We start from the raw sequence: 24,136 nt of genomic DNA, 5'->3' as shown, positions 1-24,136 counted from the left end.
GCGATGGCTCGCGGCGCCGCTCCCGATGGGTTTAGCGGAACTTGTAGGTGAAGCCCGCCAGGAACCGCCGCCCGTAGGTGGCGTAACGCAGATACTCCTGGTCCGACACCGCATTGCCGGGAAGGGTCCGCGACGGCTCGTCGGTCAGGTTCTGGCCCTGCAGGTAGAGCGACAGCCCTTCGAGGCGCGAGCCCTTCTGGAAGTCGTAACCGACCTGCGCGTCGTACACCGTTTCCGCCAGCACGTTCTCGCGAACGATCGGACCGTCGAAGGCGCGGAAGTCGCCCTGGAACTTCGAACGGTAACGCATCGACCCGCGCACCCCGAAGCCACCCCGCTCGTAGAAAGCGGTGAGGCTTGCGACATGCTTCGAGTAGCCCGGAATGACGTCCGGCTGATTGGTGAAGTTCTTCACCTTGGTTTCGGTGTAGCCGTAGCCGCCGGTCAGGCCGAAGCCGTCGAGCGCCGGGGTCAGCATGTCGAACGGCAGGGTGCCGGCGATTTCGAGACCGCGGATGTACCCGCCCTTGGTGTTGGCCTGCGCCGTCAGGAAGCCGATCGGGCCACGCGTCGGCGCCACGGGCGGAGCCGGGAAGGCGCTGTAGTCGAACGGGATCGTGCCCTTGGCGATGTAGCGCAGCATCTTCTTGTTGAAGAGCTGGAGCGCGATGTAGCCCTTCGAGCCGAAATACTTCTCGATGTTGAGGTCGACCGCAAACGCCTTGTGCGGCTTGAGGTACGGGTTGCCGCCGCTGCCTTCGATGAAGCCGGTGTTGGTGTTGGTGCCGTAGCCGATGTTGACCGTCAGATCAGGCATGCGCGGACGCATGATCTGGATCGAGGCGGCGCCGCGGACCACGATGTCGTTGGGCATGCGCAGCGCGAGGTTGGCGCTCGGCAGATAGTCCCAATAGGTCTTCTTCGCGGTCAGCTGAGTGCGAACGCCGCTCGGGAAGGTGAAGCCGGTCGACGACTGCTCGGCGCGGACGGCCTGGAAGCCGACGTTGCCGGTCAGCTCCGACGAACCAAGCGGCTGCTTGATGTTCGCCATGATGTACGGCTGGAGCAGCTTCTCGGTGACGTTATAGCCCTTGTCGGCGCCGAAGTTGTTCGGCTGACGCGCGAGGACGCCGGCATTGACCACCGCACGCGGATCGAAGGTCAGGATCGGGCCGATGCCCCGGCCGACCACGGTCGGCTCGAGCAGCAGGTTGGTCGGAACCGCGATCGCAAGCGCGCCGCCGGCGGGAACGAGATAGGCCTCGACCGCCGACAGGTTCTTGCTGCGATCGGTGTAGCCGATGCCGACCTTGATGCTCTCGATCGGACCGCCGATCTCGCGCTCGATCTCGGCCTTGTACTGGGCGAGGTCGTCGCGCGTGGTGCGGACGTTGTCATAGCCGGCCTGAATGGTCGAACCGCCCCAGCCCTGCGTATCGGTGAGGAAGATCTTGGTCGGATCCGAATAGTTCACGCTGTTGGTGAAGGTCGGACCCTTCGGACCCATCTGGAAGGTGATGGTGGTCGGCTGACCCGAGCGGGCATAGCCGGTGCCGGCGGTCGCCTGCAGATTCTGGTCGGTGCGGTCGGTGCGCGACCAGGCCGCGTCGATGAAACCGCGCCAGCCGTTGTTGCCGTTGTAGGCGATGTTGCCGCCGACCGAGTAGAGGTCCGCCTTGCGGTCGTTGGTGTCGTTGCGGGCGATGCCGAAGACGTTGTTCAGCGTGCCGCTGGTGACGAGGCCATTGCTGTCGACCTGCGCGTTGCTGAGCACGGTGCCGGCATAGGCCGGGAACGCCGGGAACTCGAACCAACGCGAGTCGAAGCGGTCCTTGAAGTTCGAATAGAAGCCGTCGACCGTCGCGGTGATCGTGTCGCTGACTCGGCCCTGCACGGTGGCGTTGAGGCCGAAGCGCTTCAGCTGGCTCGAGTTGTTGTAGGTCTTCGAACCGGTGAAGAGATACTGGCCCGGGTTGACCGGGTCATAGCCCCAGGCCGCCCACTCGCGCGAGTGATAGGGCTCGTCGGTGTACGAGGTCGACAGCGCGACGCCGATCCGGTCGTCGGCGAACTTGTCGACGAAGGTCGCATAGGCACGATAACCGAGGTCGCTCGTGTCCTTGTTGAGCTTCATGTCGGTGTAGGTGCCACGGGCGCCCACCGCGAGGACGCGCTTCGACACGTCGAGCGGGCGGATGGTCCGCAGGTCGATCGTGCCGACCAGGCCCTGGCTGATGAGGTTCGCGGCCGCGGTCTTGTAGACGACGACCTGGTTGAGGATTTCCGACGGGAACTGGTCGAATTCGACCGCGCGGCTGTCGTTGGTGGTGGTCTGCTCGCGGCCGTTGAGCGTCGTCACCGAGAAGTCGGGACCGAAGCCGCGGATCGAGATGATGTTGGCGCGGCCCTGGGCGCGCTGGGCCGAGAGGCCGGGGAGGCGGGCGATCGATTCGCCGATGCCGTTGTCGGGGAGCTTGCCGATGTCTTCGGCGGTGACCGATTCGACCACCTGCGCCTGGCGCTTCTTGGTGTTCACCGCGCTCTGCAGCGAGCGGCGGAAGCCGGTGACGACGATCGTGTCCTTGTCGGTGTCGGTCGCGGGCTGCGTGGCCGCGTCGGCGGTGGTCGGCTGGGCGGTCGCCGTGCTGTCGGCGGTCTGCGCGCTCGCGGGTGTCGCAAGCATCGCCATGCCGAGTGCCAGCGGGCTCGCCGCCATTGCAAAGCGGCTCGTAAACTTCGTCGTATTCATCCTGATTGTCCCCTCCAAGGACCGGCGCAGAACGACCCAGACAGGCGCCTGTCACATGGTGGAAACTTACCAGTCATTTCGCAGGAGAACAGGATAAGGGGCGGGTATACATACGTATTCAGGTCGCTACACTGTGTCCGCAATGACGCAGAGGCGCCCGACTTCATTCGACATTGCGGCCCTGGCGGGGGTGTCCCAGCCGACCGTGAGCCGCGCCTTGTCCGGCAATCCCGCGGTCAGCGCGGAGACACGCGCCCGCGTCCTCGCGGCCGCCGAGCAGCTCCAGTACAAGGTCGACAAGAACGCCAGCGGGCTGCGCCGCCAGCAGAGCCGGACGATCGCGCTGCTGTTCTTCGAGGACCCGACGCCCGACGAAACGCTGATCAACCCTTTCTACCTCAGCATGGTCGGCTCGATGGTGCGGACCTGCGCCGCGCATGGCTACGACCTCTTGATCAGCTTTCAGCAGCTCTCCGACGACTGGCACGTCGATTATGAGGACAGTCGCAAGGCCGACGGGATCATCCTGCTCGGCTACGGCGACTACACCCTTTATCGTCCGCGGCTCGAGCAGCTGGTCCGGCGCGGCGCGCATTTTGTCTGCTGGGGCAATCCGCGCGCGGGCGAATTCGGCATCGTGGTGGGCTCCGACAATGAAGGCGGAGGCTTCGAGGCGACGCGCCACCTGCTCGGAACCGGCCGGCGGCAGGTCGCCTTCGTCGGCACCGCGAGCGACGCCTATCCCGAATTCCTCGACCGCTACGCCGGCTATGTCCGCGCGCACGACCAGGCCAACCTCAGCGTGCTCGACGGGCTCCGGGTCGATGCGGGGCCAAGTGAGGAGGAAGGCCGCGCCGCCGTTGCCGAACTCGAGCAACGGCGCGTGCCCTATGACGCGATTTTCGCCGCATCGGACCTGGCCGCAATCGGAGCGATGAAGGCGCTGCAGGAAAAGGGCCGCCGTGTGCCCCAGGACGTGGCCGTGGTCGGGTTCGACGATCTGTCGGCCGCCGGTTATTCGACCCCGCCGCTGACCACCGTTGCGCAGGATGCCCGCGCCGCCGGTGTGGCGCTCGTTGAAGCCTTGATCGAACGGATCGAGGGCCGCGACAGCGCCGCGACCCTCCTACCCGTTACCCTGAAGGTCCGCGGCTCAAGCCTCGTCTGAGGCTGGCCGGCGGGCATAGAGCCCGTAGGCCGCGATCACCGCATAGCAGGCAGCCGGAAGCAGCAGCGCGATGCCGAGCCGTCCGCTGGTGTCGGCCAGCATGCCGGTCAGCAGCGGCACCACCGCGCCGCCGAAGATGGCGATGTTGATGATGCCCGAACCGTCCGCCGCGCGTGCGCCGAGCCTCTCGCAGGCGAGGCTGAAGATCGTCGGGAACATGATCGAGTTCATCAGGCCGATCGCAAGCAGGCTGTAGGCCGCGACCGCGCCGGTGGTGTTGGTCGAAATGAGGATGAGCGCGATCGCGCCGGCGGCGACCATCGCCAGCAGCTGGCCGGGATTGATCACCCGAAGCAGTGCCGAGCCGATGAAGCGGCCGATCATCGCGCCGCCCCAGTACATGAAGATCATGTCGCCCGCGCCGCGCTCGGTCAGGCCGAGAACGTGCTTCTGCTGGAGGTAGCTGACGATCAGCGAGCCGATCGACACTTCGGCGCCGACATACAGGAAGATGCACAACGCGCCCCAGCCGAAGCGCTTGCGGCGAAGGAGCGAGAAGCCGGCCAGCGGAGAGCTGTGCTCGTGATGCTCGCCATGCAGGCGATTGCGGAACAGATAGACCGCACCCGCAATCACCAGCAGCGCGACTGCGAGGCCGATATAGGTGTGGACGATCGCGCTGGTCTCGGCCGCGCGATAGCTGTCGAGCGCAGCGCCGGTCAGCTTGCTCGCATCGACATTGGCAAGGCTGCCGAGGATCAGCGCGGAGCCGACGATCGGGAAGACGGTCGTGCCGAGGCTGTTGAACGCCTGCGCGAAGGTCAGCCGGCTGTGCACCGTCTTTTGCGGCCCGAGCATACTGATCAACGGGTTGGCGACGACCTGCACGACGACGACGCCGCTGGCGAGGATGAACAGCGCGAACAGGAACAGGCCGTAGGTCGCGGTGCTCGACGCGGGAATGAAGAGGAGGCAACCCGCCATCATCACGAGCAGGCCCGTCATCGCGCCGCGCATGTAGCCGATCCGCTTGACGAGCTGCGCGCCCGGGATGCCGATCACCAGATAGGCGGTGAAGAAGCAGAACTGCACCAGCATCGCCTGCGTGTAATTGAGCGTGAACAGCTCTTTCAGCTTGGGCAGAATGACGTCGTTGAGGCTAGTGATGCCACCGAAGATGAAGAACAGCGCAAAGACGAAATAGCGCAGTTCCGGGGCATCGACGCCGCCCTCGGTCGCTTGCGCGTCTGTTGCAGTCGGAGCGGCCACTGCCATCTTGTATCCCCCAATGTGAGCGTTCACTTGTGACCATAGGGCGCACCCGTGTCATCTGTGAATACCTATTCTGCTGCAGCGCACAAAGGATTGTTACGGCGCGATTATCCTGCTTTCGTCCGCGGCAGGAGGAGTGTTTCATGGATCAGGTGACGGGCCGGCTCGAAAAGCCGCGGCAGAGCTGGGCGGGGTTGTGGAACATCTCGTTCGGCTTCTTCGGGATCCAGATCGGCTTCGCGCTTCAGAATGCGAACATGAGCCGTGTCTTCCAGTCGCTGGGCGCAAGCCTCGACGACCTTCCCGCCTTGTGGATCGCGGCCCCGCTCACCGGCCTTCTCGTCCAGCCGATCATCGGCTTCATGAGCGATCGCACCTGGCTCGGTCGCTTCGGCCGACGCCGCCCCTACTTCGTGGCCGGCGCCCTGCTGGCCGCGCTGTCGCTGCTGCTGATGCCGCTCGCGCACGTCCTCCTGATGGCGGCGCTGTTGTTGTGGACGCTGGACGCCAGCCTCAACATCTCCATGGAGCCGTTCCGCGCCTTCGTTGGCGATCAGCTGCGCAAGGACCAGCATACGGCTGGCTATGCCGTGCAGACCGCCTTCATCGGCGCGGGCGCGGTGATGGGCTCGATCTTCCCCTATCTCCTCGAGCATTGGGGCGTCTCCAACGTCGCCGCGACTGGCAACATCCCCGACACGGTGAAGTGGAGCTTCTGGGCCGGCGGCGCGGCGCTGTTCGGTGCGGTCATGTGGACCGTGCTGACGACCCGCGAATACAGCCCCGAGGAAATGCGCAGCTTCGGCGAAGAATCGCTCGGCAGCGACGGCGAGACCATCCGCGCCCTTGCAGCCCGCAACTATCTTTCCAGCCTGCTGTGGGCGGTCGCCGGTGGGGTCGTGATCCTTGCCGTCGCCGAACTCAAGCTCGAGAAGGAGGTCTACCTCCTCGGTGCCCTGCTGGTCGGCTACGGCCTCTTGTCGGCCATCGCCATCACCTTCGCCAAGCAGGGTCGGCCGGCCAACATGCTCGGCAGCCTCGTCGGCGATTTCGCTGGCATGCCGCCGGTGATGAAGCAGCTCGCAGTCGTGCAGTTCTTCAGCTGGTCGGCGCTGTTCATCATGTGGATCAACACGACCCCGGTGGTCGCGCAGAACTTCTTCGGATCGAGCGACGCGTCGAGTGCGGCCTACCAGGAAGCCGGCAACTGGGTCGGCGTGCTGTTCGCTGTCTACAACGGCGTCGCCGCCGTCGCCGCGCTGGCGCTATTGCCCGCGCTCGCCAAGCGCATCGGCAAGGCCCGCACCCACGCTTTGTGCCTCACGGCGGGTGCGCTCGGCTACGCGAGCTTCTTCTTCTTCCGCGATCCCCAGCACCTGCTGATCGCCGAGATCGGCGTCGGCATCGCGTGGGCTTCGATCCTCGCCATGCCTTACGCCATCCTCGCCAGCAGCCTGCCGCAGGCCAAGCTCGGCACGTACATGGGTCTGTTCAACATCTTCATCGTCGTGCCGCAGCTTCTCGTCGCTACCGTCATGGGCTCGATCATGAAGGCGTTTTTCCCCGATCAGCCGATCTGGACCATGGCTTTTGCCGCCGGCGTGATGGGACTGGCAGCGCTCGCCACGCTTCGCGTCCGCGAAGAGGCCTAGGCGATCGGGGTTTATCCTTACTAAACACCGGTGATGACCGACCTCCGATCGTTCCTCGAGCAACTCTCCGCAACGGCCCGCGGCGTCACCTTGGGTCAGCCGGTGCCTCAAGCCGACAACAAGGCGGGGGCGGGCTACGATCCGGTGACCGAGATCGACCGGGCGGCGGAGCGGTCGCTTCGGGCCGAGATCGAACGGGCCTTCCCCGAGGACGGGATCGAGGGCGAGGAATATGGGATCGTGCGGGCGGAGGCGCGGCGGCGCTGGCTGCTCGATCCGGTCGACGGGACCCGGGCCCTGGTGTGCGGGCTGCCGAGCTGGACCACGCTTGTGGCGGTGATGGACGATGGCGTGCCGGTCGCGGGCTTCATCGATGCCCCGGTGCTGGACGAATTGCTGGTCGGGCTGCCGGGCGAAACGCTGTGCAATGGCGTGCGTGTGGCGGTGTCGGGGTGCGAACGAATGTCCGACGCACGGCTGTCGACCACCGATCCCTATCTGTTCGAAGGCGAGGAATATGACGCCTTCTCGCGGGTGCGGAGGGCCGCGCGGCTGGCACGCTACGGCTACGACGCGCTGGCCTATGCGCGGCTCGCGGCGGGACATCTCGACCTCGTCGTCGAGAACAAGCTTCACCGCCACGACTGGGCCGCGCTGGTACCCGTGGTGCGCGGCGCCGGCGGGGTCATCGGCAACTGGCGCGGCGAGGACGATTTCGCCGAGGGCGCGGTGGTCGCGGCGGCGAGCCAGCCATTGTTCGACGAAGCGGTGGCCCTCCTCCAGCGCCACTAAAGGATCACGCGTGTTGCAGGGGCGCGAACTTACGCTAGGTTAGATTTCGTGCCTGGTCTCCAACTCCGCAGCGTCTCCAAGGCATTCAAGGGCGTGGCGGTGCTGGAAGCGATCAACCTTGACCTCGCACCGCGCGAGTTCATCGCTTTTCTGGGACCCTCGGGATCGGGCAAGACGACCCTCCTCCGCATCATCGCAGGGCTCGAAACCGCCGACGCGGGCGAGGTCGTCCTCGACGATCGCCGCATCGACCAGCTTGCGCCCGGCGCGCGCGACGTCGCGATGGTGTTCCAGTCCTACGCTCTCTACCCGCACATGAGCGTGCGTGAGAACATGGCGTTCGGCCTCAGGAACGCGCGCGTGCCGCAGGGCGAGATCGACACGCTTATCGCCGACGCCGCCAAGGTGCTCGAGATCGAGCCGCTGCTCGAGCGCACGCCGGCGCAACTGTCGGGCGGGCAGCGCCAGCGGGTCGCGATCGGTCGCGCGATCGTCAAGAAGCCGCGGCTATTCCTGCTCGACGAACCCTTGTCGAACCTCGATGCCGCGCTTCGGCTTCGGACCCGGGTCGAACTCGCGCAATTGCGCAAGCGGGTCGATGCGGGGGTGATCATGGTGACCCACGACCAGGCCGAGGCGATGACGCTGGCCGACCGGATCGTCGTCTTCAACGACCGCCGGATCCAGCAGGTCGCGGCGCCGATGGAAATCTACCTGCGGCCCGCGAACCGCTTCGTCGCGCAGTTCGTGGGCTCGCCCGCGATGACGATGCTTCCGGTCCGACTGGCCGATGGCGGCGAACATGCGAGCGTGACGCTCGGTACCGGCGCGCGGATCGACACGCGGGTTCCGCGTGCGGCGCTACCGGCGGGCTCGGCGTTCGACCTTGGACTGCGGCCCGAGCATGTCCGGGTCGCCGCCGACGGAGTCGAGGCCGAGGTGCTGCTGGTCGAGCGGCTTGGCGAGCGCAGCCTCGTCTATGCGAGCCTCGCCGACGGCAGCGCGATCACCGCCGAGGCCGACGGCACGACCGAACTCAAGCAGGGCGACCGCGTTCGGCTGGCGATCGACGGCCAGGCGGCGCATCTCTTCGGACCCGACGGCACGGGCTACCACCGGACCGGCGCTTGAGCGCGGGAACGGCTAGGCGCGGAGATCCGGGTCTCGCCTTCGTCGGGCCGTTCCTCCTCGTCTATCTTCTGGTCCTCATCCTGCCGATGCTGCACGGGCTGTGGCTGTCGCTGAAGGTGATCGACATTTGGGGCGACGGGCGGTTCGCGGGGCTCGCCAATTATGCGCGGCTGTTTGCCGACCCGGTGTTCGGGCAGAGCCTGATCAACACCTTCCTCGTCGCGCTGATGATCGTGCCCTTGCTGACGATCATTGCGCTCGGCCTCGCGCTCGCCCTCAACCGCGCGGGGCGCGGCGCGGCGGTGCTGCGCGGCATCTTCTTCAGTTCATCGATCCTGTCAGTGACGATCGTGACCCTGATCTGGCGCTTCATCCTAGCGCCCGACGCGGGCCTGCTGGGCGAGGTCGCCAAGGGGATGGGGGTCGAGCCGCTACCATTCCTGTCATCGCCGGGTCTGGCGCTCTGGGCGCTGGCGATCACCACCATCTGGTGGTCGATCGGCCTGCCGATGCTGCTGTTCCTTGCCGGACTGCAGCAGGTCCCGGCCGACCTCTACGAAGCCGCCGCGCTCGACGGCGCGAGTCGCTGGCGAACCTTCGCAAGGATCACAGTGCCGTCATTGCGGCGCACGACCATCCTGGTCGTCATGCTCCAGACCGCGGCGCAATTGCAGCTGTTCGGCCAGTCGCAGTTGCTGACCGCCGGCGGCCCGAGCGGGGCCTCGCGCACCGTGGTCCTGTTCATGAACGAGGTCGCCTTCGGGCGCTGGGAACTGGGCTACGCGCAGGCTGCGGCGGAAGTGCTGTTCGTCATCATCCTGTGCGTCACGCTGACGCAATATTGGCTGACCGGCCGGGCGGGGGAGGGCGAGGGTGGCCGATGATCCCGTCACCCGGCGCAACCGCCTCCCGCTCCCCGCCCTGATCGGCGTGCTGGTCGGCGCAGCGATCATGCTGACGCCGCTCGTCTGGACGCTGCTGCTCAGCGTGAAGTCCAATGCGGCGCTGATCGGCAACAGTTCGGCGGCGCTGAGCCCGCCGTGGACGCTCGGCAATTATGCGGCGATCCTCGGCAACGGCCAGACGCTGCGATGGCTGCTCAACAGCCTGATCGTGTCGGTGGGGACGATGACGGGCGTGCTCGTGCTGTGCAGCCTCGCGGGCTACGGCTTCGCGCGGCTCGAATTCCCGGGTCGGCGACCGTTGTTCCTGCTCGTGCTCCTCGGGCTCGCCATCCCGGGGCAGGCGGTGATCCTGTCGCAACATCAGCTGTTCGCCTGGGCCAATCTCCACAACAGCTATCCCGGCCTCATTCTACCCGGACTGACGACCAGCTTCGGGGTCTTCTTCATGACCCAATATATGCGGGCGATCCCGAAGGAGCTCGACGAAGCGGCGCGGCTCGATGGGGCGAGTCACTGGCGGATCTTCACCCGCGTCATCCTGCCGCTGACCGTGCCTGCGCAGTCGACGCTGGCGGTGTTCACCTTCCTCGGCTCATGGAACGATTATTGGTGGCCTTTGATCTCGGTCACGCGCTCGGACATGTACACGCTGACGGTGGGACTGGCCGCGGCGCAGATGAATTATGCGCAGACCAGCGGCCTCGGCTTCCTGATGGCGCAGGCCGTCTTCGCGAGCGTGCCGATCTTCATCGTCTATCTCATTTTCCAGAAGCAGATCATCCAGGCGATGGCCGGGACGGCGCTCAAGTGAGGTGGCTCGGCGTGGTTGCGGCGGCGCTCGTGCTCGGCAGCTGCTCGAGCGGGGAACGCGGGCAGGGGCTCTACATCCAGCGCTTCTTCGGCGAGTGCACCAGCGACTACGGCACCGCTACCGACATCGCGAAGGCGGAGGGCGAATGCGGGATCATCACGACGATGATCAACGCATTCCGCCAAGCCGATCCGGCGGCGAAGGTCAGCCAGAACGTCGTCGCCTGGCCGGGCTACAGCCAGCTGACCGCGCAGCTCGCCGCGCGTCAGCCGCCCGACCTCGTCACCATGCATACGGGCGTCATTCCCGATTATGCGGGCAAGGGGCTGCTCGAACCGGTCGAGCCCTATCTTCAGGCGGCGGGGCTTTCGCCGGCGATGTTCACCCCCGCCTCGCGGCAGGGGGTGACGTGGCAGGGCCGCATGTACGGGCTGCCGTGGGACACGCATGGCGGGCTGTGGCACATCAACACCGCCTTGTTCGCCAAAGCCGGGCTGATGAAGGACGGCAAGCCGATCCTTCCGCGCAGCCCCGAGGAATTGCTGAGCCAGGGGCGGCAGTTCCGCGCACGGACGGGAAAGCCCTATCTGCTGCAGAGCCTCGTCGCCGATCCCGCCGGCGCGGCGCGGATCCTCTACACCTACATGATGGCGCAAGGTGCACCGGTCTTCACCGATCCCCGGCACATCGACCTCGACAATCCCAAGGGCCAGGCGGTCGCCAACCTGTTCCGGCAGGTGACGGCCGAAGGGATCGGCACCAGCAACATGGATACGCCCGCCGCCATCGCCGCCTTCATGAGCGGCGAGGGCGGGGTCTATCCGACCGGCACGTGGATGATCGGCCAGTTCGAGACCGAGGAGAAGACCACTGGGCGGCCGCTGTTCAAGAGCTATGCGGTGCAGCCCTTTCCGCAGCTTTACGCGAAGAACGTGATGTTCGTGTCGGGGCACAGCTGGGTGGTGCCCAAGCGCGAGCGGACGGCGGCCGAGCGCCAGGCGATCGTCGACTTCTTCCGCTTCATGGTGGCGCGTAACGGCGACTGGGCGCGGACCGGACACCTGCCGGCGGTGCAGTCGGTGATCGACGGGCCAGCCTTCCTCGGGCTGCCGCACCGCAGCGACATCGCGATCGTCGCCAAGATCGGCCGCGCGCTGCCTGACGGCGTGCTTCGCCAGAATGCGGTCGAGGGTCTGGTCGGCGAGGAGATGGCCGCGGCGATGACCGGCCAGAAGCCGGTCCGCCGCGCGCTTGCCGACGCGGATCGGCGAGTGAACGAGTTTCTGGCCGAAGTCCCCTAGTCTCCCGAGGGCAACAGCGCGTGTCCTATCGGCAAGAAAATAAACTAGATCATTGTTACGTTATGGGTGCGAGGTGTAGCCTCGTCGAACAGGGGGCGCGGGGATAGCCCAGCGCCGAGGTTTCTCGGAGATAATCCCATGCGGATCAGGACCATCGCGCTTTCGACCGCGAGCTTCACGGCGCTCATCGTCGCGACGCCCGCCATGGCGCAATCCACGGCGACGACCGATCCCAACGCCACTGCGCAGACCAATCCGGCTGCAGATGCGACGGCCACCACGCCCGATCCGGCGACCGACGATGCGATCGTCGTCACCGGTCTTCGCCGCTCGCTCCAGTCGGCCAAGAATATCAAGCGCAACAGCGATCAGCAGGTTGACGCGATCGTCGCCGAGGACATCGGCAAGCTGCCCGACATCGCGGTCGCCGAGACGGCGGCGCGCATCCCGGGCCTGCAGGTCGTTCGCCGCGGCGGCGAGGCCGACAGCGTCCTCGTCCGTGGCCTTCCCGATTTTGCGACCACCTACAACGGACGGGAAATCTTCACCGCCGAGACCCGAGTCGTCGCACTGCAGGACTTCCCGAGCGCCAACATCGCCGCGCTCGAAGTCTTCAAGACCTCGACCGCCGATCTTGTCGAGGCCGGCCTTGCGGGCGAGGTGAATGTCCGCTCGCGCCGTCCGTTCGACTTCAAGGGTACCGAGATCGCGGGCTCGCTATGGGCCCTCTACACCAAGCAGGCGCGCGAATGGACGCCCAACGTCAACCTCCTCGCCTCGACCCGCTGGGGCGTCGGCGACGGCGGCGAAATGGGATTGCTGCTCAACTACAGCCGGACCGAGCTCAGCTATCTCGACAGCGAGCCGAGCAACACCGACTTCATCGCGCCGAGCCCGAGCGGACGCCTGCCCGATATCCAGCGCCTCTTCTACCGCCAGGGCAATCGCGTCCGGCCGAGCATCAACGGCGCCTTCCAGTGGCGGATCAATCCTGACATCCAGGTCTATGTCGAGGGCCTTTATCAAGGCTTCCGCAACCGGATCGCCGACCGCCTTTGGGAGCAGCCGCTGTACGGCGGAGTCCAGAGCAACATCGTCTATCGTCCTGGCACCGACCTCATTTCGCGCGGCACGGTAACCAACCCGGGCGGCGACATCTTCACCTTCCAAGGCGCGACCTACAACAAGACCGACACCTATCAATTCGCGGCGGGCGGCAGCTACGATCTCGGTCGGCTGAAACTCACCGGAGACGTTGCAAGGACCAAGTCGACCTTCCGCGGTTCGACCGAAAGCTTCGACCGCGTCTTCCGTCCGACCGGGACAGTCGTGGTCAATTTCGATAACGAGGTGCCGCAGTTCAGCTACGGCGCGCTGCCTGGAATCAACGATCCGGCGAACTTCGTCTTCCGCGGCCTGTTCGAGGAAGCGCAGAAGGCGGCCGGCGACGACTGGCAGGCGCGGCTCGACGGTACGTACGAGACAGGCCTGTCCTTCATCCCGACCATTCAGGCCGGCGTTCGCTACACCGATCGCGATGCTTTCCGTCGCTATGGCAACCGCTACCCCTTCTTCCTCCCGCTTAACGTCAGCGCGGCGCAGTTGCCGACCTTCTATGTACCGAGCGATCCGGGTTTCCGCGGTACCGACGTGCAGAGCGGATTTCGCTCTTGGCTGTCGCCGACTTACGATGGCATCCGCGACAACATCGCCGCCCTGCGCCAGTTCATCATCAGTCGCTGCCCGGCGCTGGTCGCGATCGATCCGCCCAACGGCTGCGTCGCGTTCACCACCGGCGATCCTGTCGCCAACCCCAATTCGACCTATCGCGCCAACGAGAAAAGCTACGCGGGCTATCTCCAGGCGAAATATGCCATCGGCGAGAACATTGATGGCGTGATCGGTATCCGCGCGGTCCAGACCAAGAGCGAGGTCGCTGGAACGACCAATCGCGCCGGGCAGCCGGCCGTCCCGGTCGACGAGAGCAACAAGTACACCGACTGGTTGCCCAATGCGTCGGTCCGCTGGCGGATGACGCCCGGCCTGCAACTTCGCCTGGCGGCGACCCAGACCCGGACCAAGCCGAACTTCTCCGACCTCAATCCCGCCGTCGACTTCGGGCAGCCGGTCGGCCAGTGCGATGCCAACGGCAATTCGACGTCCACCGATCCGTTCGGCTGCGTCCGCAATGGCGGGGGCGGCAATCCCTTCCTCAAGCCGTTCACGTCGAACAATTATGACGCCAGCCTCGAATATTATTTCGGGCGCACCGGGTTGATCGCCGGCGCGGTGTTCCGCCGCGACCTCAAGGGCTTCTTCCAGAACCAGACGATCCGCTATGTCGATCCGATCATCGGTCCGGTGTCGCGGACGCAGCCGGTCAACACCAACAGCGGCCGGATCGACGGTGCCGAGGCGCAGGTCTCGACGTTCTTCGAATGGGACTTTGTACCGAAGTTCCTGCGCGGGTTCGGCGCCCAGGCGAACGTCACCTATCTCGACACCAGCGTCAGGGATCCAAACCCGATCATCGGCGATCGCGACATCTACGGCGTGTCCAAATGGACCTACAACCTCGTCGGCATGTACGAGGGCGGCGGTTTCTCGGCGCGCGTCAGCTACAACAAGCGCGGCAAGTTCCTCGGCTTCATCGACGTGCGCGACAACAACAATCCGGCGAGCTTCGGCGGCGATTATTACTATCAGTACGGCAAGCCCGCCGGGCGTCTCGACCTGTCGACGAGCTACACGCTCAACGACAAGTTCACGGTGTTCGGCGACTGGACCAACATTCTCGAGCGTCCGTACAAGGAGTATCTGAGCTCGGCACGGAACGGCGCCGCGCGGGCGGATTACATCCGCTTCCGCCGCTACGAGGAGACTACCTTCAGCATCGGCGTTCGCGCCAGGCTGTGATCGGCGAGTCGGCCGCTCCGGAAAACGGGGCGGCCTAGTTCGCGCGCAGGCTCGGCGCGATCACCGGGCCGCCATTCTCCCAGCCGAACGGGGCGACGTAGAGCACGCGCTTGTCGGTCGCCTTGCGGCACCCCTTGGTCGTCTCCCAGCCGTGGAAACTGATGAAGGTGCCACCTTGCGCGCGGAACACCGACTGGTGGCCGGGGCCCGACAGGCAGCCGGCGCCGCCCGGATCACTGTAACTGTAGAGGATGGGCTTGGGGGTGGCGTCCTTGCACGGACCCAGCGGCCCCGCGCAGCGCGCCCAGTTCATCGCATAGGGCGAGAGCCGCTGGTTGTCGTTCCAGCCAAAATAGCCGCCCGAAAACAGCATCGCATAGCCTTCGGGAACGCGAAGCATGGTCGGCGCCTCGATCACTTTCTGCTCCCACTCGTCCTCGTCAGTGAGGCCGATGTCCCTAGGCTGGCCGGCAAGCGTCTTGCCGTCTGCGGCGAGTTCCGCGCCCCATAGCCGGCTGCGCTTGCCGATGCGGTTCCCGTCGGCCTTCCAGTAGAGATAGAGCTTGCCGTCCTTGTCGCGGAACGGGCTGGCGTCGATCGACCCGCCCAGTTCGAACTGGCAGACGAGTGGCGCGTCCGAACGGTCGACGAACGGGCCGCGCGGGGAGGCGCTCTGGGCGACCCCGATGCACTGCTTGTCCTGCTTGGCGTGATTGGCGGTGTAATAGAGAAGATAGGTCGCACCGACCTTCATCACCTCGGGTGCCCAGGTGAAGCCCGGCTTCACCCACGGCGCGAGGGACGGCATGGCGTCCGCCTTCTTCCCGCTCGCATCGCGCACGATGGTCCAACCCACGAGGTCGCGGCTGGTCGCCATGGGCACGTTCTGGCCGTCGTTGGTGGCGTAGGCGATGAAGCTGCCGTCGCCCGCGGGCATCACGAAGGCGTCGGGAAAATTCTCGCGAAGCACCGGCTCGAAGACCGGCGGCTTGGCGGCGGAGGCGGCGGTGGAAAGGGCCAGGAGGCCGAGCAGAATCGAATGACGCAACGCTTGCACTCCCAAGTCCGGCCGGGCCGTCAGGGGACGAGCCGTACCTCCTCGCCGCTGAACGAGAGGCCTACGGTCAGCAGCGCACGGAAGACGTTATAGCCGCCGGTGCCCGGATGATAGGCGTGAAAGAACAGCCGCGGTTCGCCCTCCTTGCCGACCGAGACCGAGGCATGGCCCGGCGCCGACCAGTCGGGATGCGATTTGAGGAGCGGCTCGGCGGCCTTGCGATAGGGGCCGGTGATCGTATCGGCGACCGCGTAGCCGATGCCGTAGCTGGGACTGGTGAAATCGTTGCCCGCGTAGAACAGGAAATAGCGGCCGTCCCGATAGGTCAGATAAGGCCCCTCGATGAGATGGCCTTCCCAGTCGAGGTCGTTGGCGAGCAGCAGGTGGCGCTCGCCGACGAGGCTGCGGCCGTCCGCCGACAATTGCTGCGCATAGATGGGCGTCGCCATGTTCTCGACGACGTGCGCGGCAATCCCGCTTTTCTCGAGCGTGGTCCGGACCTCGCGCCAGTTGGCGAGCGCGGCGCGGATCAGCGGCTGCATCAGGAAAAAGCGCTCCATCGGGCGGCGCGTGTTGGCGAAGGGCTGGATCGCGGCGCAGAAGGCGGCGGTTCGGCGGTCGCCCTCGTTGTCGAACAGGATCGGGATGAGGTCCGGGTTCTCGCGCAGCAGCCCGGCGAGCGGCCGCGGCCAGTGGCTGTTGCTGTCCTTCTTCCACAGGAGCCAGGGCGTGCCCGAAGCATCGACATGGACATGGCTGTCGATGACGGTGCCGGTGAGCAATGGCTCGCCATTATCGACCCAAGGGCCGGCCGGATGCGCGGCGCGGGCGAGGCCGATCGACAGCGTTCGGTCGGCGGCCCGGGCGGTGTAGCTCAGCCAGAATTCGTCGCCGACGCGCGCGATCTCGGGTGCCCAGAAGTCGCCGACCTTCTGGCCGGCCGCGGTCCAGCCCGGCGTCGTACCTTCCTCGAATACGAAACCCCGGGGCTCCCACCGCTCGAGGTCTTCGGAGTGGAGGATCGGAAATGCGTCGGGCGCGTCGTTCGAGGTCGCGACCAGCCACCAGCCATCCACGCAGCGCATCACCGCCGGATCGCCATAGCCCGACAGAATCCGGGTCGACAGATTGTCGGTGATGAGCGGGCGCCACGGCGGCGCGGCATAACCCTCGATCGGATCGAGGTGATGAGGCCGGCGGGTGCCGAAATCCTCGTGGAGCCGATCGAAAAAGGCTTCGAAGGCGGCGGGGTCGGGTCCCTCGATCGTGTAGCTGCGGACACCGCTCCCGTCGCTGGGCGAGACATTCAGGAGGAAGCCATCCCCCTGTTCGAGCGGCTCGACCGCGAAGGTCAGCAGGGGCTGATTGAGCATGGCAGGGGAAAGTAGGGGCGCGACAGGGGAGCACAAGCCGTGGCTGCGCTTTCTTTTGCGGACCGAGGCACTTAGGCTCGGCGGCGATGCGTATCCTCGTCCTCGCCGCCGCGCTGGCCCTCTCGGCCTGCGCCAGCCTCCCCCCGGCGGGCCGCTACGCCAATCCGGTGATCGACCGCGACTTTCCCGATCCCGCGGTGGTGCGCGGGGGCGACGGCAAATTCTACGTCTATGCGACGCAGGGCGGCGATCCGGTGCGCAACATCCAGCTCGCCCGCTCCGACGACCTCATGACCTGGGCCGATGCGGGCGACGCGCTGCCGGTAAAACCCGCCTGGGCCAGCCGAACGCAGGACTTCTGGGCGCCCGACGTCTTCCGCATGGGCGACCGGTGGCTGCTCTATTATTCGGCCAAGCCCGACGCCGCATTGACCGACGACAAGCGCGGCCTGTGCCTCGCGGTGGCAACCGCCAGCCGACCGGAAGGTCCCTTCACCGACAAGGGCACGCCGCTCCTGTGCGGCGATGGCTTCGTCAACATCGATCCCCATGCCTTCACCGATCCGGCGAGCGGCAAGACCTATCTTTATTGGGGATCGGGCTTCGGGCCGATCAAGGTGCAGGAACTAAGCCCTGACGGCCTGTCCTTCGCGGACGGATCGAGCCCGGTGCCGCTGGTCGAGACGGTCAAGTCGGACGATCCCGCGGAGTACCGACGCCTGGTGGAAGGCGCTTGGGTGACCGTACGCGACGGTTATTATTACCTCTTCTTCTCGGGCGACAATTGCTGCGGACCCAAGGCGCATTATGCGGTGATGGTGGGGCGATCGCGATCACCGACGGGGCCGTTCGAGGTCCGCGCGCGGCCACTCTACCTGGTGCTCGAAGGCAATCGCCAGTGGATCGCACCGGGGCACAACAGCATCGTCACCGACGAAGCGGGGCAGGACTGGATCCTCTATCACGGAGTCGATGCACGCCGGCCGCGGACCAAGCCGACCGACGACGTCAACACCCGCCGCGTGATGCTGCTTGACCCCCTCGCCTGGCGCGATGGCTGGCCCGAGATCGCGGGTAAGTCCCCAAGCAGCGGGCCGCAGCCGGGACCGGTGGTCAGACGGTGACCGGCTCGACGGTCTCGCGGCGGCTGACCAGCATCGCGTCGGCGACGATTCGCAGTGGTTCGGCGTCGACCAGGCTCTGCCGCTCGTCGATCAACCTAGCGAACGTCGCATAGAGGTCGGGATATTCGCCCGCCTTGCTGCCCGGCACCTCGTCGCCGTCGAGGATCAGCCGCGCGCCGCCCTCGACCAGCTTCATCCTGGCGCCGTCCCCGGTCTCGATCTCGATCGTCCATTCCTCGCCATCGGTCTTGCGCCAGTCGAGGCTTGCGCTGAGCGGACCGTCGGCGGCCGGGCTGGTGAAGGATAGCTCCGCCGCGATCGGAGTCTGGGCGTTGGCGGGCATCGACAGCATGCCCTCCTTCACGAACATCGGCGCGGGCAGGATCGCGGTCGCGACCGAGAAAGCATTGATGCCGGGATCGAAGACGCCGAAGCCGCCGGGTTCGAACACCCATTGCTGGCCGGGATGCCATTTGTGGACGTCCTCGTGCCAGGTGATGCGCATCGACCTGATGCGCTGGCCGACGAGGAGCTTGGCGGCCGCCGCAACACCTGCATTGTGCTGCGCGTGCCAGCTGGTGAAGAGCGTGACGCCCTTGGCGGCGGCCATGCGGCGAAGGTCTTCGACCTCGCCCAATGTCGCGCAAGGCGGTTTCTCGAGCAGCAGGTGAAGCCCGCGCGCGATGCATTCGGCTGCGATGTCGTGACGGGGCGCGGGCGGGGTGGTGATCGCCACCGCTTCGATGCCTGGCACCGTGTCGAGGAGCTCGCGCCAGTCGGTGAAATTGGGGGCGGGGCCATTGCCCTGCCGGCTGCTGCTCCCGGCAATCTCGAACCGTCCGCTGCCTTCGATGGCTGGGACGTGCTGGTCCTCGGCGATCTTGCCGAAGCCGATGATGGCGATCTTCAAAGGCTTCACTTGGCGACTCCCGCGACATAGGCCTTGGCGCGAGCGTGCACTTCCTCGGCGCTTCGACCCGGCGCGAACAGGCCCGAACCGAGGCCGAAGCCGTTGGCGCCCGCGTCGGTCCACGGCGCCATGCCGTCGGACTGGACCCCGCCGACAACGAGGATCGGCACATCATTGGGCAGCACCGCGCGCTGCGCCTTGAGAACGGTCGGCGACGCACCCTCGGCCGGGAAAAGCTTCAGCGCCTGTGCCCCGGCGTCGAGTGCGGTGAAGGCTTCGGTCGGCGTGAAGTAGCCGGGCGCCGCCACCATCTCGGCCTGGACCGCGGCAGCGATCACCTTGGCGTCGGTATTGGGGGCGACGACGAGGCGGCCGCCGGCGTCCTTGACGCGGGCGACGCTGAGGACATCGAGGACAGTGCCCGCCCCGATCAGTGCGCGGTCGCCGATCGCCCTGGCCAGGCGGTCGATGCTCTCGAAGGGGTGCGGGCTGTTGAGCGGCACTTCGATGATCCTGATCCCGGCCGAGAATAGCGCCTCGCCGACCGCGACCGCTTCATCGGGCGTCACCCCGCGGATGATCGCCACGAGCGGGCACTGGCCGAGATAGGCGGTGAAATCCTGATGCGCGCTCATGACAGTCGCTCCGTGATGGCCTGGGCGCCGGCGAGGAAGGCGTCTTCCCCGTCGACCTCGCGGTTCTGCCGTCCGACCTGGGTCAGCGCGGCGGAGAAGAGGCGCGTAAGCGCGCCGCGGCCCATGACCACGACCTCGCCTTGCGGGAGGTCGGACAGGCCGGTGCGCAGGTCGGCGCCGATCAGCAGGCCCGAGACGAAACTTGCGACCTGATATTCGGGCAGCGTGCCGAGCAGTACGCGGGCACGGACGGTGAAGAGATCGGCGGTCAATGCTCGGCCTTCCCACCCTTGCGCGACGCCGGCAGCGAAATGCTCGCCCGGCGCTGCCTCGGTCTCGAGCCACGCCCTGAGGAGGCTCCCGTTCTTGAGGAGATTGTACATCTCGCCGGTCATGACCGTTCGAAAGCGGGTCAGCCGGCCGCCCTCGAGCAAGGCCCATTTGTTGTGCGTGCCCGGGTGGCAGATGATCGCGTCGGGCGCGCAAAGACCCGCCGCCACCGCGCCGAAGAATTGCGTCTCCTCGCCGCGCATGACGTCGGCACGGCTGCCATCCTGATAGGAGGCCCCGGGGATGATGAAGGCGCGCGGATCGGGGGTGGCGACCAGCCCGGCGACGAGGCGATCGAGGTCGAGCGGACAGGGCAGATAGGGCGCGTCGACCCAGCCGCCGCGCGCGCCGACCATGCCGGCAAGGAGCAAGGGCACGTCGCCCAGCCGCCGGCGGATGTTGGCGACTTCGTCGGGAAAGCCGCCGGGGGAAACGCTGGTGAAGCCAAGGTCGTCGGCGAATTCGGCGGAGACACGCCCGCCCTCGACCCGCCACGCCCGCCGATTGGTCGTTCCCCAGTCGGCCGTGATGTATCCGTCTGTCCACATGCCCGCGCTCATACCCCAAGAAAAGCGACGAAGCGCCTCATGTGTCCCTACCAATGCGCGTGGGCGGCGCTATTTTCCCGTCCCCATGGACGTCACCTGCGTAGCCGACGTGAAAGCGTTGCTCGGCGAGGGCCCGCACTGGGACCCCGAAGCCGCCGCCCTGACCTTTGTCGACATCAAGGGGCGCCGCGCCTTTCGCTGGCGCGATGGCCGCCCGCTCGAGGAGTTCAGCACGCCCTATCGCGTCGGTAGCCTGATCCCGCGCGCGTCCGGCGGGCACATCGCCGGGACCGATCGCGGGATCGCCGCGGTCGATCTCGAACTCGAGCGCTTCGACCTGTTGTTCGACCCCGAGGAAGACCGCGAGACCAACCGATTCAACGACGCAAAGGTCGATCGCGTCGGCCGTCTCTTCGCCGGCACGATGGACGACGAGGAACGCGCGGCGAGCGGCGCCTTCTACCGCGTCGACAAGAACCTCACCTGCCGCCGGGTCGACGATGGCTTCAAGGTGACGAATGGCCCCGCCTTCAGCCCGGACGGCAAGATCATGTATGCCAACGACAGCGCGCTGCAGGTGACCTATCGCTACGACCTCACGCCCGACGGCACGCCGATCAACCGCCGCGAACTCGCGCGCTTCGGGGAGGGCGAGGGCTATCCCGACGGGCTGACGGTCGATGCCGAGGGTTGCCTGTGGATCGCCTTCTGGGACGGATGGTGCCTGCGCCGCCTGTCGCCCGCCGGCGAGCGCCTCACCGAGCTTCGCGTTCCGGTCCAGCGGCCAACCAGTTGCGCCTTCGGCGGCGCCGCCCTCGACCGGCTGTTCATCACTTCCGCCCGGATCGGGCTCGAGGAAAAGGACCTCGCTTCGCAACCATATGCGGGCGGGCTCTTTATGTGCTCACCGGGTGTGACCGGGATCGCCGAACTGCCCTTCGCGGGGTGATCGGCGAGCGGAATTCGAAGCTGCCCTGAGGAGGCAATCATCGCCAATTTCATGTTCGCCACGGGAATCGAGAACAGCATCCCGACCATCAACGGCGGGCGTACCCGCGTCGACCAGATGGAGGCGTCCAACCATTACAAAAGATGGCAGGAGGACTTCGACTGCGTCGAGGACATCGGGATCCAGTATCTTCGCTTCGGCCCGCCGATCCACAAGACGTTTCTGGCGCCCGGCAAATATGACTGGGAATTCGCCGACCTCACGCTGAACGACCTCAGGAAGCGCGACATCACCCCGATCGTCGACCTCTGCCACTTCGGCGTGCCCGACTGGATCGGCAATTTCCAGAACCCCGACTTCAGCCAGCACTTCGCCAATTACGCCGCCGATTTCGCCGAGCGCTATCCGTGGATCCAGCTCTACACGCCGGTGAACGAAATGTTCATCTGCGCTGCCTTCAGCGCCAAATATGGCTGGTGGAACGAGCAGGAGCGCACCGATCGCTCGTTCGTCACCGCCCTCAAGCACATCGTGAAGGCCAATGTGCTGGCGATGACGGAAATCCTGAAGCGGCGGCCCGACGCCATCTTCATCCAGTCCGAATCTTCCGAATACTTCCACGCCGACAGCCCGGCCGCCATCGGTCCGGCCGAAGTCCTCAACAGCCGCCGCTTCCTCAGCCTCGACCTCAACTACGGGCGCCGGGTCGACAGCGAGATGTACGAATATCTGATGGATAACGGCATGACCCGGGAGGAATATCACTTCTTCCTCGGCAACCGCCTCAAGCAGCACTGCATCCTCGGCAACGATTATTACTGGACCAACGAGCACCGGGTCCATGCCGACGGTCGCACCGAGGCGAGCGGCGAGGTGTTCGGCTATTGCGAGATCACCCGCCAGTATCACAATCGCTACCGGCTCCCGATCATGCACACCGAGACCAACCTCAAGGAGGGGCCGACAGGGCAGGAAGCGGTGCAGTGGTTGTGGAAGGAATGGGCCAACGTCCTGCGGCTGCGCAACGTCGGCATCCCTACCGTCGGCTTCACCTGGTATTCGCTGACCGATCAGGTCGACTGGGACACCGCGCTTCGCGAGCAGAACGGCAACGTCAATCCGCTCGGGCTCTATGACCTCAACCGCAACATCCGGAACGTCGGCAAGGCCTACAAGCAGCTCATCAGGGACTGGCGCGACGTGCTGCCGGCCTCGTCGGTCTGCCTCGCGGTGCCGGTCAAGCCGCTGCACCAGTCGGTCTGGCCGCCGATGACCACGCCGCCCGGTGACCGCAAGGAGCCGCAGGACAAGGGCCTCGCCTTGGGCAACCAGGACCAGCAGACGCCGGAGGCCGCATGACCGGCTGCCCCGAACTCAAGATCGGGCGGATCGAGACGTTCCTCGTGCCCCCGCGCTGGCTGTTCGTCCGGGTCGAGACGGTCGACGGCGCGCACGGCTGGGGCGAAGCCAGCCTCGAGGGTCATGCCGAGGCGGTGAACGGTGCGTTCGAGGCGATCCGCGACCGCTTCATCGGCCACGACGCGCGGCGGATCGAGGACATCTGGCAGATCGCCTATCGCGGCGGCTTCTACCGCGGTGGCCCGGTGCTGATGAGCGCGCTCTCCGGCCTCGACCAGGCGCTGTGGGATTTGAAGGGCAAGGCGCTCGGCGTGCCCGCGTGGGAACTGATGGGCGGCCGCGTGCGCGACAAGATCCGGGCCTATGCCTGGATCGGCGGGGACAAACCGCACGAGATCGACAGCGCCGCCGCCGCCCGCAAGGCGCAGGGCTTCTCGGCGGTGAAGATGAACGCGACCGCCGAGCTCGACTGGATCGGTACCCCGCGGCTGTTCGACGACGTCATCCGGCGCGTCGAGGCGGCGCAGGCGCAGGGCATGGACGTCGGCCTCGACTTCCATGGCCGGGTGCATCGCGCAATGGCCAAGCAACTCGCCAAGGTCCTCGAGCCGATGGGCCTCCTCTTCATCGAGGAGCCGCTGCTGAGCGAAAATCCCGAGGGCCTCGCCGACATCGCCAACCTCGTGTCCACCCCGATCGCGCTCGGCGAGCGGCTCTACAGCCGGTGGGATTTCAAGCGCTTCTTCGAGACCGGCGCGGTGGACATCATCCAGCCCGACCTCAGCCACGCGGGCGGGATTTCGGAATGCCGCCGGATCGCGTCCATGGCCGAGGCCTATGACGTGGCGGTGGCGCCGCATTGCCCGCTGGGCCCGCTCGCGCTAGCCGCCTGCCTTCAGCTCGCCGCGAATGCGCCCAATGTCGCGATTCAGGAGATGAGCCTCGGCATCCACTACAACGTGGGCCACGACCTGCTAGAGTTCATCACCGACCCCGAGGTTCTGACCCCGGTCGACGGCTATCTGCTCATGCCCGAAAAGCCCGGGCTCGGCGTGACGATCGACGAAGCCAAGGTGCGCGAGGTGGCGAAAGACGGCCATCGCTGGCGCAACCCGATCTGGCGCCAGCACGACGGCAGCTTCGCGGAATGGTAA

General features: G+C 66.3%; 19 protein-coding genes. 12 read left to right on the top strand and 7 right to left on the bottom strand.

The features are described 5' to 3' along the window. Positions 1–31 precede the first annotated feature (31 nt). Positions 32–2,749 carry a TonB-dependent receptor gene (locus ABD693_RS01670; RefSeq protein WP_344695222.1) on the bottom strand — a complete coding sequence of 906 codons (2,718 nt, stop codon included), beginning with the start codon at positions 2,747–2,749 and terminating at the stop codon, positions 32–34. A 142-nt stretch (positions 2,750–2,891) separates the two neighbouring features. On the opposite strand from ABD693_RS01670, the gene ABD693_RS01665 reads away from it, so the two are divergent. Beyond that, positions 2,892–3,917 (top strand): LacI family DNA-binding transcriptional regulator, encoded by a 1,026-nt coding sequence (locus tag ABD693_RS01665; protein WP_344695221.1) that lies wholly within the window; start codon positions 2,892–2,894, stop codon positions 3,915–3,917. On the opposite strand, the gene ABD693_RS01660 is transcribed toward ABD693_RS01665, so the two are convergent. Further along, a complete protein-coding gene (locus tag ABD693_RS01660; protein ID WP_344695220.1) occupies positions 3,903–5,192 on the bottom strand; it encodes a sugar MFS transporter in 1,290 nt (429 codons plus the stop codon). The two genes, ABD693_RS01665 and ABD693_RS01660, sit on opposite strands and share 15 nt — an antisense overlap. 140 nt (positions 5,193–5,332) lie before the next feature. Between ABD693_RS01660 and ABD693_RS01655 the strand changes: the two genes are divergently transcribed. The 7 genes from ABD693_RS01655 (at position 5,333) to ABD693_RS01625 (ending at position 14,697) form a co-directional block, all read left to right on the top strand. Continuing rightward, positions 5,333–6,841 (top strand): MFS transporter, encoded by a 1,509-nt coding sequence (locus tag ABD693_RS01655; RefSeq protein ID WP_344695219.1) that lies wholly within the window; start codon positions 5,333–5,335, stop codon positions 6,839–6,841. 33 nt (positions 6,842–6,874) lie between these two features. After that, positions 6,875–7,633 (top strand): inositol monophosphatase family protein, encoded by a 759-nt coding sequence (locus ABD693_RS01650; protein ID WP_344695218.1) that lies wholly within the window; start codon positions 6,875–6,877, stop codon positions 7,631–7,633. A 48-nt stretch (positions 7,634–7,681) separates the two neighbouring features. Further along, complete coding sequence (locus ABD693_RS01645; RefSeq protein ID WP_344695217.1) at positions 7,682–8,764, top strand: ABC transporter ATP-binding protein; 1,083 nt, start codon at positions 7,682–7,684, stop codon at positions 8,762–8,764. Beyond that, positions 8,761–9,648 carry a carbohydrate ABC transporter permease gene (locus ABD693_RS01640; RefSeq protein ID WP_344695216.1) on the top strand — a complete coding sequence of 296 codons (888 nt, stop codon included), beginning with the start codon at positions 8,761–8,763 and terminating at the stop codon, positions 9,646–9,648. The genes ABD693_RS01645 and ABD693_RS01640 overlap by 4 nt, the downstream gene beginning before the upstream one ends. Beyond that, positions 9,638–10,480 carry a carbohydrate ABC transporter permease gene (locus ABD693_RS01635; RefSeq protein WP_344695215.1) on the top strand — a complete coding sequence of 281 codons (843 nt, stop codon included), beginning with the start codon at positions 9,638–9,640 and terminating at the stop codon, positions 10,478–10,480. Before ABD693_RS01640 ends, ABD693_RS01635 begins: the two co-directional genes overlap by 11 nt. Continuing rightward, entirely contained in the window at positions 10,477–11,781 is a 1,305-nt protein-coding gene (locus tag ABD693_RS01630) for an ABC transporter substrate-binding protein (RefSeq protein WP_344695214.1), read from the top strand. The genes ABD693_RS01635 and ABD693_RS01630 overlap by 4 nt, the downstream gene beginning before the upstream one ends. A gap of 138 nt (positions 11,782–11,919) precedes the next feature. Then, positions 11,920–14,697 carry a TonB-dependent receptor gene (locus ABD693_RS01625; protein WP_344695213.1) on the top strand — a complete coding sequence of 926 codons (2,778 nt, stop codon included), beginning with the start codon at positions 11,920–11,922 and terminating at the stop codon, positions 14,695–14,697. Positions 14,698–14,731: 34 nt separating this feature from the next. On the opposite strand, the gene ABD693_RS01620 is transcribed toward ABD693_RS01625, so the two are convergent. After that, a complete protein-coding gene (locus ABD693_RS01620) occupies positions 14,732–15,745 on the bottom strand; it encodes a glycoside hydrolase family 43 protein (protein WP_344695212.1) in 1,014 nt (337 codons plus the stop codon). Between the two features lie 29 nt (positions 15,746–15,774). Further along, positions 15,775–17,127, bottom strand: a complete 1,353-nt coding sequence (locus tag ABD693_RS01615; protein WP_344695211.1) for a glycoside hydrolase family 43 protein — start codon at positions 17,125–17,127, stop codon at positions 15,775–15,777. An 86-nt stretch (positions 17,128–17,213) separates the two neighbouring features. Here ABD693_RS01615 and ABD693_RS01610 point away from each other — a divergent pair, with 86 nt between their 5' ends. Next, positions 17,214–18,251, top strand: a complete 1,038-nt coding sequence (locus ABD693_RS01610) for a glycoside hydrolase family 43 protein (protein WP_344695210.1) — start codon at positions 17,214–17,216, stop codon at positions 18,249–18,251. Here the strand turns inward: ABD693_RS01610 and ABD693_RS01605 are convergent. From ABD693_RS01605 to ABD693_RS01595, 3 genes are read right to left on the bottom strand one after another with little or no spacing between them, the layout of a single operon-like run. Further along, positions 18,241–19,170 (bottom strand): Gfo/Idh/MocA family protein, encoded by a 930-nt coding sequence (locus ABD693_RS01605; protein WP_344695209.1) that lies wholly within the window; start codon positions 19,168–19,170, stop codon positions 18,241–18,243. The genes ABD693_RS01610 and ABD693_RS01605 overlap by 11 nt on opposite strands. After that, positions 19,167–19,796: a 2-dehydro-3-deoxy-6-phosphogalactonate aldolase gene (locus ABD693_RS01600; RefSeq protein ID WP_344695208.1), complete on the bottom strand. Its 630-nt coding sequence runs from the start codon at positions 19,794–19,796 to the stop codon at positions 19,167–19,169. The genes ABD693_RS01605 and ABD693_RS01600 overlap by 4 nt, the downstream gene beginning before the upstream one ends. After that, complete coding sequence (locus ABD693_RS01595; RefSeq protein WP_344695207.1) at positions 19,793–20,674, bottom strand: 2-dehydro-3-deoxygalactonokinase; 882 nt, start codon at positions 20,672–20,674, stop codon at positions 19,793–19,795. Before ABD693_RS01595 ends, ABD693_RS01600 begins: the two co-directional genes overlap by 4 nt. An 85-nt stretch (positions 20,675–20,759) precedes the next feature. Here ABD693_RS01595 and ABD693_RS01590 point away from each other — a divergent pair, with 85 nt between their 5' ends. From ABD693_RS01590 to dgoD, 3 genes are read left to right on the top strand one after another with little or no spacing between them, the layout of a single operon-like run. Continuing rightward, positions 20,760–21,623, top strand: a complete 864-nt coding sequence (locus tag ABD693_RS01590) for an SMP-30/gluconolactonase/LRE family protein (protein WP_344695206.1) — start codon at positions 20,760–20,762, stop codon at positions 21,621–21,623. Between the two features lie 51 nt (positions 21,624–21,674). Continuing rightward, positions 21,675–22,982 (top strand): family 1 glycosylhydrolase, encoded by a 1,308-nt coding sequence (locus tag ABD693_RS01585; protein WP_344695205.1) that lies wholly within the window; start codon positions 21,675–21,677, stop codon positions 22,980–22,982. Further along, a complete protein-coding gene (dgoD, locus tag ABD693_RS01580) occupies positions 22,979–24,136 on the top strand; it encodes a galactonate dehydratase (RefSeq protein WP_344695204.1) in 1,158 nt (385 codons plus the stop codon). Before ABD693_RS01585 ends, dgoD begins: the two co-directional genes overlap by 4 nt.

The sequence above is a fragment of the Sphingomonas rosea genome, from assembly GCF_039538065.1.
GTDB classification, from domain to species: domain Bacteria; phylum Pseudomonadota; class Alphaproteobacteria; order Sphingomonadales; family Sphingomonadaceae; genus Sphingomicrobium; species Sphingomicrobium rosea.
This window is presented reverse-complemented; position numbering and strand designations above follow the sequence as displayed.